Below are 13,453 nucleotides of genomic sequence, written 5' to 3'. Positions count from 1 at the left end.
TGCACATGGAGGAGCCGCGTCAATATTTTCTAAACCATAGATACCTACCCTCGGAAACAGCTACTTCATTCCCATTCGAGGACGCGATGAACTTTTCCTCCCCTGCCGAACCGTTCGTCGGATCCGATCCGGTTGTCTCCGTGGTCGTCCCCTTCCTCGATGAAGTCGACACACTCCCCATCCTTCACCAGCGCATCGTCGAGGAGCTTTCGGGAACCGCGCACGAGATCATCTTCGTGGACGACGGCAGCCGCGATGGAGGTACCGAACTGTGCGCGCAGTTGGCGCGTTCGCACCGCAATGTCAGCTTCATCAGCTTTCGCCGCAACTTCGGCAAGTCCGCGGCGTTGTCCGCCGGGTTTCGCGAGGCGCGCGGGGACATCATCATCACGATGGATGCCGATCTTCAGGACGATCCGGCCGAACTCCCGCGCTTCATCGCGGCCATTCAGGAAGGCGCGGACGTCGTGTGCGGATGGAAGAAACGGCGCCTCGATCCGCGCAGCAAGACCTGGCCCTCCAAGTTCTTCAATGCGATCGCCAATGCAACGTTCGGTCTCAAGCTGCAGGACCACAACTGCGGCTTCAAGGCGTTTCGGGCCGAAGCGGTCGCCGACCTCAATCTCTATGGCGAGCTCCACCGCTTCATCCCGGCCTTGCTCCACGCGCGTGGCTTCCGGCTGCAGGAACTGGCCGTGCAGCACCATCCGCGTACCTTCGGCAAGTCCAAATTCGGATGGCGGCGCTTCGTGAAAGGCGCGCTCGACCTGCTTACGGTGTCGCTGACGACCCGCTATGCTGCTCGCCCCCTCCATATCTTCGGGGCCGCCGGAATGTTTCTGATGATCGCAGGCGGGCTGGTCCTCAGCTATCTCACCGCACTCTGGCTACTGGATATGGGCCCCATCGGTGATCGCCCATTGCTCATGCTTGGCGTCCTGATGGAATTGTTCGGAGTTCAGCTCGTGAGTACCGGACTCATCGCCGAGCTGGTGCTCTCCTCCTCGATCCGGGAAGACCAGAAGTACCTCGTGCGGACCCGAATTCCGGCGGGCCCGGTCCAGAACACCCGTGAGCCCGGTTCCGAGATCCCCGCGCAGGACAAGCCCGAACTGGTCCTGGCCTGATCCACAGGAGGGGCGCGACAGAAGCGCCCCCCCTTCCCGTTCTCGGCTTATGTTCCGCTTGATGCGGAGCCTGTCTGTCACGCGACAGGCTTGGGCAACAGGCGAGCTTTGCAGGTAGCTATAACTGCCCGATTGCCTCGCAGTTCTTGACAGGTCCTGCTTTGGACGCCCCTTCAGTGCGTCTGGTAGACCTTGATCGTGCCGAGGCGCGGATCGTTCACGAGCTCCAGCCAATCGGGCACCTCGCCCTTGGAAAGGCGGGCCATCATGCCCTCGGGTGCAGCTTTCCCATAGGTCCGCGTCTCCGGGATGCCCGGGCAGAAGAGGACGAAGTCGCTGCCGCGCGCCTCGGCGATGGCATGGGCCTTTGCAGGCGGTGCCATCCAGAAGCGGATCACATCGTTCATCGCGACCTTGTTGCGATGATGGCTGCTGGCCAGCACTGTCGCGTCGGTGGAGAACAGCAGGGCCGGCCCCAGGTCGAGTGGTGCCATGATGTTACGCCCTGCCTTGCGGCTTTCGAGGACTTGCCCAAGCGCATGCAGACGCGTGGGCGCGAGACAATCGTCCTCTTGCTCTGCCGTGCGCTCCCGCGTGGCCTCACGCGTCTCGTTGGATGGCACGAGACTGTTCAGCAGCAAAAGGGGAACGAAGGGGAGCAGGATCGCCGCCGCGGTTGCCAGGATTCGCAAGGGGACAACGCTCAACTGCCGCGCGCGGGTCAGAAGCCGATCGACCACATAGCTTGCAGGCGCAATCGCGAGGACCATGGCAACGCCATCAGCCCGCGCGACGAGCCAGGATATCGCGACAGCAAGGCCCAGGAGCCCGCCATACATCGCCCAATCGCCCCGCGCCTCGCGCCGTGTGCGCCACAGCAGCACCAGTCCCCAGACCGAGATCGGCAGCAACGCCACCATGGTCACGATCCGGCTCCAGTCCTGGCGCCATATGGGCAGACCTTCGGCGATCTTTTCATACCAGTAGCGATGCACAAGCGGTGGCAGGTCGTTGAAGGCACCTGTCACGCATTGCGGGGCCGGGACAGCCAGCAGAAGGGCGCAGACGAGCCCGCTGATGGCAAGACCCGCAAACCGCGAAAGAGGCCCCCGGGCAAACGTGCGCGTCAGCCAGATCCCCAGCGCGGCCGCGGCAAAGGTGGCAAGATGATAGGCCGAAACGGCATCGCACCAGACCTCCAGGCCCTGTGGCAGTCGCGTTGCGAACCACAGTATCGTCGTTGTCAGAGCCAGCGCCAGCGCCGCGCTCTCGAGGCGCGTACCGTCCCTGTCGCCCTTGCGCTGAAACAGCCAGCCCAGGCCCAGGGCGGTAAGCGTTCCGACCACCATCGGCAGGCCCTCAAGCGAGATCGTGAGCCAGATCGCTCCCGAAACGCCAGCGAGTGCCCCCCCTCGCCGCGCGGCAGGCAGGAATACGCCCAGCATCATCGCGGCCGCGCAGACGATTTGCCAGGCATGGTGATCGACCCGGTAGACCTGGAACTGAAGGATCACGGACAAGGTGATCGGCACCATCAGGCACGCAAAGAAGGCCGCACGGCGCCCGAGCAGACCATCGACGAGCCGGGCAAGCACCGAGAGCAGGACCAGCAGTGTCAGCAGCGGAACTATCGCGGCCGCTAGCATCTCGGCCATTGCCATGCCCATGAATGGGCGCAGTACCTCGATGGCGAAGGCAATCGGCAGATCGACCAGACGCGACCAGTGCATGGGCGCCCCCTCGGGCACGTTCATGCGGTACTGCGTGACGTCGAACCAGCCCTGGCCATGGAGCCAGTCGCGAACCTCGACCATGCGCAGAAGGTCATCCGGGTCCAGCAAGCGCATCTCCAGAACCCGTCGCCAGGACACCGCGCCCAGGACGAGAAGACTGAAGAGCCACGTGGGCAAGGCAACGCGGGCAAAAAGGCCCGACCGCTCCTGCGCGCGCGCGGGCGTGCCTTCGGCTTGCGGCATCACGGTCACACTTCAAGTCCTCTGGTTCAGATCGCGCGCGGGATCGGGCGAAACACGAAATGCTTGCGCAAGAGCCATGTCAACTGGAAGCTCAGGACGATTGCGACAAGCTTGGACAGCCGTGGGTCCCAACCGGCCAGACCGCAGAGCCAGACGGTTGCGGCGGTGACGCCAAGCCCGACCAGAGCAGAGGCCAGAAAGCCCGATTGCTGACGCAGTCGCCCTGCCCCCTTGGCCGCCAGTCTATCTGCAAAGATCATCCGGCTCGAGGCGAGCCAATGCGCAAGGATCCCCGCGACATAGCCTAGTACGGCGGCCAGCGTTGCAGACACATCCAGCGGCAGCAAAGCAAGGAATACGCCCATGTCCAGAGCCAGGGCGGCAAGACTCACCAAGGCGTAGCGCACGAAGCGGCTACGTCCCAGGCGCTTGAGCTGGCGCGTCATTGTCTCAGGCTTTCCCGCTGTCATGCTCCGGGGCGCGCTCTCAGGCCGCGCGGTTGATCGGGCGCGGAACGGCCCGTTCGGAATTCAGCGCTGCAGCGCGGTCAGGTCCAATCGTGGCCTTGCCCTTTGCGCGAAGAAGATCCTCGATCGGCGTGCGTTCGCCCTCTTCGCCGCTCTCATGGTATTCGGCGTCCTCGTTGACGCTCCACACATCGTGGATGCGCTCGCCCGCGACGATGTTCTCGACCGAGAGGATCGCGGTCATCATCGCGTGGTCCTGGTTGTTGTAGCGGTGCATGCCGTTGCGCCCGACCATATGGAGCGTGGGATAACGCGCTTCGAGCTCGCCGCGCATCGCCGCAACGTTGTCGGCGTAGCTGTCGTCGTAGACCGGGTAGGCCTTTTCCTGGCGCACCACGCAGCCGCCCACGACCGTCTCCGGATCGACAAGGCCCAGAATCTGCATTTCCTTCTTGGCAAGTTCGACCAGTTCCTCGTCACTCGAGGACCACAAGCCATCGCCCTCGAAGCAGAAGTACTCAAGACCCACGCAGGCGAGCGAGGGATCGGGCACCATCTCGGGCGACCAGCTGCGGAAATTCTGGATGCGCCCGACCTGGACCTGCGAATCGTGGATGTAGATCCAGTTGTCGGGGAACAGGTCGTCCGAACGGATCATCAGGGCCACGGTCAAGAAGTCCCGGTACTTGAGCGCGGAGGCTTCCATGCTCGTTTCCGGGAGCGGGTGGAGGCGCGAGGCGAGCTCGCGCATTGGCGCCGAGCTGATGACATGGCGGGCGTGGATCGTGGTCTCGCTTCCATCCGCGCGGGTTGCGGTGACGCGCCAGGTCCTCTCCTCGTCCTGCGAAAGCTGCTTGAGCGAATGGCCCATGAGGACGGTGTTTCCGCCGGCGACCACATGATCGCGCGCGGCATCCCACATCATGCCAGGGCCAAGGCGCGGATAGCGAAAGGTCTCGAGCAAGGTCTTGGCCTGCCCGTTGGAGCCATCGTTGGGCCGCTTGTTGAGCCCCAGCGAACGCTTCAGCCCATCGAGCACCGCCTTGCCCAGGCTCAGCCCCTTGATACGCTGCGCGGCCCAGTCCGCGGACATTTCATCGCAGGGCATTCCCCAAACCTTCTCGGTGTAGGTCTTGAAGAAGATCGAATAGAGTTTCCATCCGAACTGGCTGGTGGTCCAGTCCTCGAAGCTGCGGATGGTCTTGTTGGGAAATAGCCGCGCCTTGGCGTAGCTTGCCATGCACAAGGTCGAGCGCCAGATGCCCAGGTTCCACAGCGCCTCGAACGCGCGCAGCGGATAGCTGTAGAACTTGCCCTCGTAGTAGATGCGGCTCATGCGCGGGCGCTGAATGAAGTCGTCGGGCAGGATCTCGTTCCACAGATCCACCACTTCCTGACTCTTCGAGAAGAAACGGTGGCCGCCGATGTCGAAGCGAAATCCTTCGTACTCGACCGTGCGGCTGATGCCGCCCACGTCCTTTTCGTCCCGCTCGATCACGGTGACGTCATAGCCGAGCTTGGTGAGCTGGTAGGCCGCGGTCAGACCAGCGGGTCCCGCTCCAATAACTGCCACATCGACAGTCGACTTTGCATCCTGGCTCATAACGTCCTCTAAACCGCAATCCATGATGCGACCCTGTGAGATTATCCTTAATTTACTCTTAAATGAGGACCTTGCGTCTAGGTTCAGCAACCCAAGCCGGTCGGACTGTCGCGAGAGATGCTTAGGGAAACGATCGTGGCAGGGTCGTTTTTCCGCGAAAGAGGGAAGGACGTCTAGGGCGTATCGCTGGAGGATTGCGCCATGTTTCGCAATTTTATGTCCTGAATACAATGCTTTGTGTTTTCATGCTCGGGATGGAGATCTGAACTCGTATAGCCAGCGTTGAATGCGCTCACTGCGCTGGGATCTAGGTCAGATCCCCTGATGGCGAAGAGTGCGCTTGCCTGATGGTCACGAGAGCGAGGTTGCCGTCTGGCGCCCTCACCTTCTTCGATTTTTGCCAAAGGCTTCGGGAAAGTTAGAGTCGTTAGAGGAACAAGTTAGAACAGGTTAGAGGTGGTCTGACGCTCTGTGGAACCGCAGGTCTGCACGAGTCGCGTTTACGCGGCTGTTCCCGATGTGTCGGACATGTGTTCCTGACGTGTCGATATTGGCGTTCCTGATAGGTCGAGGGTGTGTTCCCGAAGGGTCGAAACGTGTGTTCTGTGTGTTCCGGATGTGTCGAAGAGACGAATCGCGCCTCACAATTTGAAACTCTTTTTCGATGACGCGCGCGAAGGTCGTTCAATTCGTGCATGGTGGTGGACGTGAGCTTCGAAGCTTGACGATACCGGGACGCGGGACGCGACACTTCGGGAACGCGCCCTGCCCTGGCTATGTGATGGCGATAGCCTGGGAACCGAAAACCAGCAGGCGCCAACGAAGTTTGCCACTTTGAACCGCGCAAGATTGCACGGCTGACCTCGCGCACGATCACGCCGTGGAAGGTGAGCGAACAAGGTGCGCTCGGGACGGCCTGAACGATCGTGGGCCACGCAGGTTCTCGTCGAGCGGTTTGAAGTGAGCTCCACGCCGGTTGGCATCCGGGGGACGGCGAGGCCCCTGTCGGGTACGGAATGGGGCAGGTCCCTCCGGTGGGTTCCGAAAGGGAACCCGGGCCCTCGCGGAGTAGGGCCTCTTCCTGGGGATTGGCTTTGACGCGGGGAGGCAAGGGGCGTGTGATTGCCACGCCCCCTGCCCTCACCCGCGCAGCTGGTTCTTGTGTTTGGCGTGGTGGCGCCGGACCCAGCCTACGAAGGCGCGCTGCCAGTTGGCCGGAGTGCGCTCCGGGTCGGCGGCAACCCACCGCTCGAAATCGGCGTGAAGCGCGTGGAGGTCCCAGCCCGGACATTCGGCGCGCAAGGTGTCGATCGTCTCATCGGTCATGAAGCCGCGCGTTGCATTGTCGGAGAGGCCGGTGATGGTGGATCGAATAAGCCGCGAGGCATCGAAGACCTCGGCTGCCTCTCCTGCATGTTTCCTGGAGGAAACATGCCCGGAGGTTGCTGACGAGACCGGGGCACGGGCCTCGGCTGCGGGCGCCGCACTGGCGCTTGTCCTGTCCGCATTTGTGGCAGGGGCAGGGGCAGGGGGCGCATGCCGGGCTGGGGAGGGCTGGAGGTGGCCAGCTCCTCCCTTGTCATCGACCCGGGTCATGCGCAGCATGGCTTCGCCATCGCGTGCGGTCTCGACGGCCAGGGCATAGCCGGGAAGTTCGTTCTTCTCGGCCAGCTTGAGCATCTCGAACTTGAAGCGCCGGTACTGGCCTTCCGCACCGGACTTCTCGAAGAGGACGGGCATGGTGATGGCAAAGCCGGTCTCGCCAGCTCCACCGGCGTGCTTGCGCGCGACCCGGTAGAGCCAGCGCTCGCGCCCGCCCGTGATGTCGAAATAGGCGCGGTCGATGGAGAGCACGCCGCCCTTCATCATCACGCCTTCCCAGAACCAGTTGGACAATTCCAGCGTCATGCCGCGCGAGCGCTCGGTCTTCTCATCGACCAGCTGGGTCCAGCCATCGAGCCAGGAGAAGGTGGCCTCGCGCCGGTTCTCGGCACGGATGTTGGTCTTGATCGTCGTCGCGACGAGCCGGTCGAGGGCCTGGCCCAGAAGCTCGTAGGCGCGCCCCGTGGTAGGCCGCCCGATCGCGCGCAGGAGATCATAGGGCATGATGTGGAGCTTGCGCGGGACATCGTTGCGGCCCCGGCGCTGCATGTCGGCCAGGACGCTCGCGCAGTAGATCAGGATGTCCGCGTCCCAGATCGTCGCCATGCCGTAGTCGGGACTGGCCGAGACGTGGACGCGCACCTGTCCGTCGGGACTGGTGTAGTCGATCGGCTTGACCCGTTTGGACTTGGCGAGACTGAAGAAGGGCCGCTCCATCATCTCGCGCTGGTCGCGCAAGGGGAGGTCGGCGATATAGGGAAGGAACAGGTCGAACTGTTCGCTGACAGGGGCCTTGGGCGCGCGGGTCATCGATGGGGGCCTTGTGCGCTGGAGGGATGGGGCACGTTGCACGAAAGGAACGGTACGCCAGAACGCGTCGGGGGCGTTGTCCGGGCAGGGGAGGGGGAGCTGAGCCGTGCTGCCCAGCCCCCCCTTGCCTGCACCCAAAAGTTTCCTGGAGGAAACATCGCGTCGCGTTTCCTTTGTCTCAGCTGACCGAGATGCCATTCTTGCGCAGGACGTCGAGAACTTCCTTGAGCGCGTTGGCCAGTTGCTCGTCGCCGGCCCCGCTCGCCATCGGCAGCTGGATCGTCACGCCCTGCCGGGTCACGTCCTTCACCGCGAGGATGGTGCGCCCATAGGGGCCGGAAATCTCCATGCGAAAGTCCTTGGTTGCAAGCGGTTGCCCGCTATCGGCAAGGTCGCTTGCGGCCAGCAGCCGCTTGAGCGTGACCGGACCGGGCAGGCCTGGGCGCCCTTCCGAACGCGCCTTGGCGTTCTGCGCGGCGATGGCCTTGGCCTCCTTGCGGATGGCGCGGGCGCGGGCCTTGTCGTCCAGCTCTCCGGCCAGGCGATAGGCCGGGTTCAGCGTCAGCTCGGCCGGATCGGCGAAGGCGGCAAGGACCTCGTCCGGGATGGTCGCGGCCTTCAGCATCTTGGAAAGCCAGCCCTTGGAGAGCTTGAGCCGCTCGGCCATGCGCACGGCCTTGCCGCCGTAGTGGATGGGCAGGGCTTCGGCGTAGTTGCGCGCGCGCTCGATATCGGTGATGTCCCGGCGGGCGCGGTTCTCGATGTCGGCGAGGCGGAAGGCGGCCTCGTCATCAAGCTCGGCGACCTGCGCCAGGAGCTTCATGTCGGGATAGGAATGGGCGCGCAGCCACGAGATCGCGAAGTGGCGGCGGGTGCCCGCGATCAGCTCGTAGTCATGATCGGGATCGCCCGTGATATGGCGCACCACCGCGGGGACCTTCTGCCCCCCTTCGGCGAGGATCGAATCGATGAGGTCGCGGCAGCTGTCTTCGGAAAGCCGGGCCTGGTTGCGCGCATTGCCATCCCACACCCGCACGCGGGCCGGATCGAGCAGAAGCTGCGTGACCTGGCGGACCTCGCCGCTCGCCACGCGGGCGAGTGCATTCTCACGGCCGAGCAAGGACAGGCCGGCGCGGGTGCTGGAGCGCGGGGCTGGGGAGACCGCTTCACCCTCGGCCGGGGGCGCGGGTGAGGGAGTGTCGGCAGACGGGGCCTGCCCGTCCTCATCCGGTGAAGCAGCCGGGGAGGGGGCCTTCGCTTCGGCCTTGGTCTCGGCGGTGTCGTCTCCCCCTGAGAGCAGGCTGGCGAGGTAATCGGATTGCTTGCGGGCCATGGGACTACCTCCGGGCGTAGGTCAGGGCGGGGAAGGGCGAGCGGGCTGATTCGAACATATGGTGAACAAGGGCTCTGTAGGAAACCGTTTTCTGCAAAGCGGCGATGAAATTTGCGTCACCCATTGACCACGGCCTCCGGGCTGGCGGGGGTGGCCAGGCCCCAGCCCCGACGCACCAGCGCGGCGACCTGGGCCATGGCCTCGTCCAGATTGGCACGGCAGCGCTTGTGCGTGCGGACAGAGCCGATCGGGCGCTCCAGTTCGTAGACCGTCATCATGCGCAGCGCGGCGTGGCTGATCTCCGCGCTCTCCAGAATGGAAACGGGGAGCAGGGCGGGCCCGAAGGTCTGCTCCATGATCTGGCGCACCATCGCGTGGCTGGGATCGTTGCCATCGAACTTGGAGCACAGGAGGCGTACGAAGTCATAGTCTACGGTCAGGCCGGCCTGCGAGAGCTGGCCTGTCACCTGATCCATCATCGAGAGGAACTGGACGGTCGAGCAGAAGTCGGGCGTCGTCGCGGCCAGCGGCACGATCAGGGCGTTGGCCGCCTGCATGACGGCGAGGCTGATGGTGCCAAGCGCTGGGGGCGGATCGAGAATCACCACGTCGTAATCGCGGGCGAGGTCTTCCAGGCCCTGCTTGAGCTTGCGGAAGCGCGAGGCGAGCACCGAGCCCCCGTCCGCGCCGCTCGCGGCCAGTTCGTACTCGACGTCGAACAGTTCGAGGTTCGACGGAATCAGGTCGACGTTGGGCCAGGGGGTCTTCTGGACGGCGTAGAGCAGGTCGGTCTGGGTCGGGTCGATCGAGAGATAGGGGTAGAGCGTCTGTTCGCGCGTGATGTTGAAGTGCGGGTTGAAGCCGAACAGCGTGGTTGTCGTCGCCTGGCTGTCGCAGTCCACCACGAGCACGCGGTAGCCCTGGATCGCGAAATAGTGGGCCAGGTGGGTGGTGACGGTGGACTTGCCCACGCCGCCCTTGAAGTTCTGCACCGCGATCATCGCAGGGCGGTCGAGCGGCGCACGGGCCGGGCTTGCGCCCAGCACCTCGCGCATGTGCTGGAGCGCCTCGATCGAATAGCCGGGACGGCGCCCGTTTTCGGTCGGCGGGGGAGGGGGAAGACGTCCGTCGTCCTCGGCCATGCGGATACGGTTGGTCGAACAGCCCAGCAGCTGCGCCGCCTCGGCGATGCCGAAACGGATGTTGAGCCCCTTGCGGCTGTCGGGCAGGAACGCCTGCTTGCGCAGACGCTCGATCATCCGCTCCCCGGCTTGGGCCATTTCGGAGAGGCGTTCGACTTCTGAATGCATTTGATCCCCTGACAGTTCTTTTGAACGTTCGTGAAGGGGTATTCGGAAAATTTCGTTCAGTCTAGGTTCTGTCCCCCGAAAGCGCGCAATTTGCATTGAATTTGCGGCGGTTTGCGGTGCGTTGGGGTTTCAGACGCGCATTTGGACTGCAATTTGGAGAGGAGAAGCGCTGGAAAGCAGCATCTTCTGATTCGTGTCGTGCGGTAAACGGTGTCGCTGGCGTGCGTTGCTATCATGGCGGCCGTGCCTATCGCTTCCGGTAATCGCCGCAGTGAATCACCGGGGCCGTCTGTGATTCAGAATTTGTGTTGGACTGAGGGATTCGTGCGCACGAAACTCGATCCCATGAACATCGAGACGGCCCTCAACCAATTGCTCGCCCCGCAAGGCGGGTGCCTCGCGCTGGAAGCCCGCGACCCGACACGCGGACTGGCGCGCCACTGGCGGGTGGAGGTGGGCCAGGACCTGTTTGGTTGGACCACGCTGACCTGGAGCTGGGGGCGGATCGGGACGGCCGGGCAGGGCAAGCAGCTTTCCTTCGCCGCGCGATCCGAGGCCCGCAAGGCGGTGCGCGCGCTCTTGCAACGGCGGATGCGCGCGCCGCGCCGGATCGGTGTGGCCTACGTGCCTGTCGCCTCCTGATCTTCAGTGCGCGCGAGCAGGCGATCGATGTCGGCCATGGCCTGGTCAAGCGCATCGACCGCGGGGCCGAGCGCGTTCGAGGCGGCCGGGGCACGGATATTGGACGGCCTCGCATCCTCGCTCGCCACCAGCAGAACTTTGCCGTGGCTTTGCCGAGCCTCGGCCAACCCGATTTCTCTCAAGGCATCTCGAAGTGCATAGGTCCCCCGTCGGCTGACCCCGACCGCGTCCATCAACGGGTCGAGCCCGAGCGGAGCAAAGCCCACGAGCAGGATCCAGGCCTCGCCCGCGCGCGAAGTGCGCCGCAGCCCCGCGAGCCGCTGCGTGAGGAGCGCGGCTCGGCTGCGCGCCGTATCGAGTGCGCGCAAGTGAGCGCGGGCCGCCGCCTCGACAGCGCCAGTCAATTGCAGCTGAACCGAGGCGTTCTGTGTCAGCAGCCGTTCGGTGGTGACGACGCCGGGCATGGGTAGGGCACGGGCGAGGGTTCGGCCGCGCGACAGGTGGTGCCCCAGCGCATAGTCCAATGCCCAGAGCGGGGTGATCGGACGTAGCCCGGCAAGGGCCACCCAGACCTCGCCGGTATCGTAGCTGCGTATTTCAGGCTCGATGGGCGCAAAGGCCGGGTCGCTTGCGGCGGCGCTGCACAGCGCGGCAAGCGCCTCGAAGGGGAGGGGCGCGTCTTGAGGCGGGGGCAGGCCCTCAACAAGCTGGCGCGCCCGCATGAGCGCGCCTGTCGTCGCCTCCATCTCGCGCGCTTGCTCCTCGAGAGACAGAGGAACTTCGTCTGTGACAAAGCGTGCGCAGCGCTGGAGCGTCTGCGCGGTTCTGGCGAGCGGCTCCCACGGGTGGAGCGCCATTTCGCAGAGGAGGGCGCGGACAATACCCAGCGCCGAGGAGGGCGCCTCGGCGACGTGCTCAGGCCCACGCGCGAGCCCGGCCAACCAGTCCGCGAAGCGCTCCGGGGCATCGAGATAGCCCGCCTGCGTCAGCGCACCAAGCAGCGTGCGGCGCACCAGATCGGCGCAAAACAGCCGTTCTTCGGTCTCGCCAAGGCTGGTGAGCCGTCCATCGAGTTTGCCCAAGGCATACGCGGCCCGCGCTTCGGCGTGCGCGAGTTCGCGCGGGTCGGGGGCGTCGTCGCAGGACCAGGGATCGAAAGCCTCCATGGCTTCATGTGTAGCTATTGGGTTTTCACTGCACAACTGCCCGGAGGGTTGAATAGCCAACATATGATAATTGCAGTTATCACATAACCGGATTTGACGTCTCCATATAAGAGAGGCTAGGAAAGGCGCAGCGAAGGAGGCGGTCGAAATGGCGCAAAACGGGGATAACGCAGGCGCGGGGCCGGACGGTCGAAGCGATCCGGCAGGCGGCCTCGTCTCCGTGCGTCGGGCGCGTCCGCTCGAAGGGCTGGGCTGGGCCGTGGTCAAGATGAAGGCTGAGGCCCGTGTCGTGCTCGATGCCGCGCTTCTTGCCGCCTACGAGGCCGCGTCCTCGCCCCATTCGATCCGTGCTCTGAAATCCGACCTCGAGGCCTTCGACCTGTGGTGCCGGCGCCAGGGGCTGGCCGCGCTTCCCGCCACCTCGTCGCAGGTCGCGGCCTATCTGGAGGCGCGGGCCGGGGAGGGCGCCAGGCCCGCTTCGCTCAGCCGCTACAAGGCCTCGCTCGCCAAGATCCACCAGTTGCTGGGCTTGCCCGATCCGACAAAGGCGGAGCTGGTCAAACTGACGCTCGCCGCGCACCGGCGCGCGGTGGGCTCGGCCCAGACGCAGGCGCGTCCGCTGCGCTTCAAGGGGCCGGTCAAGGATGTGGCGCGCGACACTGCGCGCGGGCTTAACGTGCGCGCGCTGCTCGAGGCTTCAGGCGAGGATCTCACCGGGCTGCGCGACCGCGCGCTGCTCTCGGTCGCTTACGACACAGGACTGCGCGCCAGTGAGCTTGTGGCCATCGAGCTCGCCCATATCCTCGAAGCGCTCGATCCCGAGGCCCGGCTTCTCGCGATCTCGCGCAGCAAGGGCGATGCGGACGGGGAGGGGGCCACGGCCTATCTCTCGCCGCGTTCGGTGCGCGCTATCCACGCCTGGCAGGAGGCGGCAGGCATCGCGCAGGGACCGCTGTTCCGCCGGGTCCAGGTGCGCCGCTACAAGGCGCGCGCGGCGGTAAAGCCGCGCCGGATCGCGACGATCTCTGGGCGCGAGGCCTGGGACCTCGCCAAGCTTAGGGGCAAGCCGGCGGTTGCGGCCCGCACCGAATACACCGTTGGCGAAAAGGCGCTCCATCCCGGCTCGATCGGCCCGATCTGGCGCGCGATGGTCACGCGCGCCTTCGAGGCAGGGGCGCTGCCCGACCTTACCCGCGACGATCTGGACCGCCTGCTCACGGGAATCTCCGCGCACTCGACCCGGGTCGGGCTCAACCAGGACCTGTTCGCGAGCGGCGAGGACCTGGCCGGCATCATGGATGCCTTGCGCTGGAAGAGCCCGCGCATGCCGCTTGCCTACAACCGCAATCTGGCTGCCGAGCAGGGCGCGGCCGGGCGCCTCATGGCGAAGCTCGGCTAACCCCTGCGCCGTTCGCTC

10 protein-coding genes are annotated in these 13,453 nt (G+C 64.9%); 3 read left to right on the top strand and 7 right to left on the bottom strand.

The window, feature by feature from the left end; all coding sequences use genetic code 11:
- Nucleotides 1-86 precede the first annotated feature (86 nt).
- The gene (locus tag MTR65_RS15760; protein WP_243801859.1) at nucleotides 87-1,127 is read left to right on the top strand and encodes a glycosyltransferase family 2 protein; all 1,041 of its coding nucleotides are present in this window, start codon (nucleotides 87-89) and stop codon (nucleotides 1,125-1,127) included.
- 173 nt (nucleotides 1,128-1,300) lie between these two features.
- Here the strand turns inward: MTR65_RS15760 and MTR65_RS15755 are convergent, their stop codons facing one another.
- The 6 genes from MTR65_RS15755 to MTR65_RS15730 all read right to left on the bottom strand — a co-directional run bounded on the left by MTR65_RS15755 (nucleotide 1,301) and on the right by MTR65_RS15730 (nucleotide 10,228).
- On the bottom strand, nucleotides 1,301-3,112 hold the full coding sequence (locus tag MTR65_RS15755; protein WP_243801857.1) for a hypothetical protein: 1,812 nt from the start codon (nucleotides 3,110-3,112) through the stop codon (nucleotides 1,301-1,303).
- A gap of 17 nt (nucleotides 3,113-3,129) precedes the next feature.
- On the bottom strand, nucleotides 3,130-3,549 hold the full coding sequence (locus MTR65_RS15750; RefSeq protein WP_243801854.1) for a GtrA family protein: 420 nt from the start codon (nucleotides 3,547-3,549) through the stop codon (nucleotides 3,130-3,132).
- 40 nt (nucleotides 3,550-3,589) lie between these two features.
- Entirely contained in the window at nucleotides 3,590-5,173 is a 1,584-nt protein-coding gene (locus tag MTR65_RS15745) for an NAD(P)/FAD-dependent oxidoreductase (protein ID WP_243801852.1), read from the bottom strand.
- Between the two features lie 1,140 nt (nucleotides 5,174-6,313).
- Nucleotides 6,314-7,585 carry a replication initiator protein A gene (locus tag MTR65_RS15740; RefSeq protein WP_243801849.1) on the bottom strand — a complete coding sequence of 424 codons (1,272 nt, stop codon included), beginning with the start codon at nucleotides 7,583-7,585 and terminating at the stop codon, nucleotides 6,314-6,316.
- A gap of 178 nt (nucleotides 7,586-7,763) precedes the next feature.
- Nucleotides 7,764-8,918 (bottom strand): ParB/RepB/Spo0J family partition protein, encoded by a 1,155-nt coding sequence (locus MTR65_RS15735; RefSeq protein WP_243801847.1) that lies wholly within the window; start codon nucleotides 8,916-8,918, stop codon nucleotides 7,764-7,766.
- Between the two features lie 116 nt (nucleotides 8,919-9,034).
- Nucleotides 9,035-10,228: an AAA family ATPase gene (locus MTR65_RS15730; RefSeq protein ID WP_039396006.1), complete on the bottom strand. Its 1,194-nt coding sequence runs from the start codon at nucleotides 10,226-10,228 to the stop codon at nucleotides 9,035-9,037.
- A 324-nt stretch (nucleotides 10,229-10,552) separates the two neighbouring features.
- Between MTR65_RS15730 and MTR65_RS15725 the strand changes: the two genes are divergently transcribed.
- A complete protein-coding gene (locus MTR65_RS15725; RefSeq protein ID WP_243801845.1) occupies nucleotides 10,553-10,870 on the top strand; it encodes a WGR domain-containing protein in 318 nt (105 codons plus the stop codon).
- Here the strand turns inward: MTR65_RS15725 and MTR65_RS15720 are convergent.
- Complete coding sequence (locus MTR65_RS15720) at nucleotides 10,849-12,036, bottom strand: hypothetical protein (protein WP_243801843.1); 1,188 nt, start codon at nucleotides 12,034-12,036, stop codon at nucleotides 10,849-10,851. The genes MTR65_RS15725 and MTR65_RS15720 overlap by 22 nt on opposite strands.
- A 148-nt stretch (nucleotides 12,037-12,184) precedes the next feature.
- On the opposite strand from MTR65_RS15720, the gene MTR65_RS15715 reads away from it, so the two are divergent.
- A complete protein-coding gene (locus tag MTR65_RS15715) occupies nucleotides 12,185-13,435 on the top strand; it encodes a tyrosine-type recombinase/integrase (protein WP_243801840.1) in 1,251 nt (416 codons plus the stop codon).
- Nucleotides 13,436-13,453: the final 18 nt, after the last annotated feature.

Origin of the sequence: Novosphingobium mangrovi (assembly GCF_022818885.1) — a bacterium.
In the GTDB taxonomy this organism is placed as follows: domain Bacteria; phylum Pseudomonadota; class Alphaproteobacteria; order Sphingomonadales; family Sphingomonadaceae; genus Novosphingobium; species Novosphingobium mangrovi.
The sequence above is the reverse complement of the archived record's forward strand: the minus strand, read 5'-3'. Positions and strand labels throughout refer to the sequence as shown.

Coding starts and splice junctions, on each gene's coding strand:
- MTR65_RS15760 (WP_243801859.1), top strand. CDS start 87: ATGAACTTTTCCTCCCCTGCCGAACCGTTCGTCGGATCCGATCCGGTT.
- MTR65_RS15740 (WP_243801849.1), bottom strand. CDS start 7,585: ATGACCCGCGCGCCCAAGGCCCCTGTCAGCGAACAGTTCGACCTGTTC.
- MTR65_RS15715 (WP_243801840.1), top strand. CDS start 12,185: ATGGCGCAAAACGGGGATAACGCAGGCGCGGGGCCGGACGGTCGAAGC.
- MTR65_RS15745 (WP_243801852.1), bottom strand. CDS start 5,173: ATGAGCCAGGATGCAAAGTCGACTGTCGATGTGGCAGTTATTGGAGCG.
- MTR65_RS15720 (WP_243801843.1), bottom strand. CDS start 12,036: ATGGAGGCTTTCGATCCCTGGTCCTGCGACGACGCCCCCGACCCGCGC.
- MTR65_RS15750 (WP_243801854.1), bottom strand. CDS start 3,549: ATGACGCGCCAGCTCAAGCGCCTGGGACGTAGCCGCTTCGTGCGCTAC.
- MTR65_RS15730 (WP_039396006.1), bottom strand. CDS start 10,228: ATGCATTCAGAAGTCGAACGCCTCTCCGAAATGGCCCAAGCCGGGGAG.
- MTR65_RS15735 (WP_243801847.1), bottom strand. CDS start 8,918: ATGGCCCGCAAGCAATCCGATTACCTCGCCAGCCTGCTCTCAGGGGGA.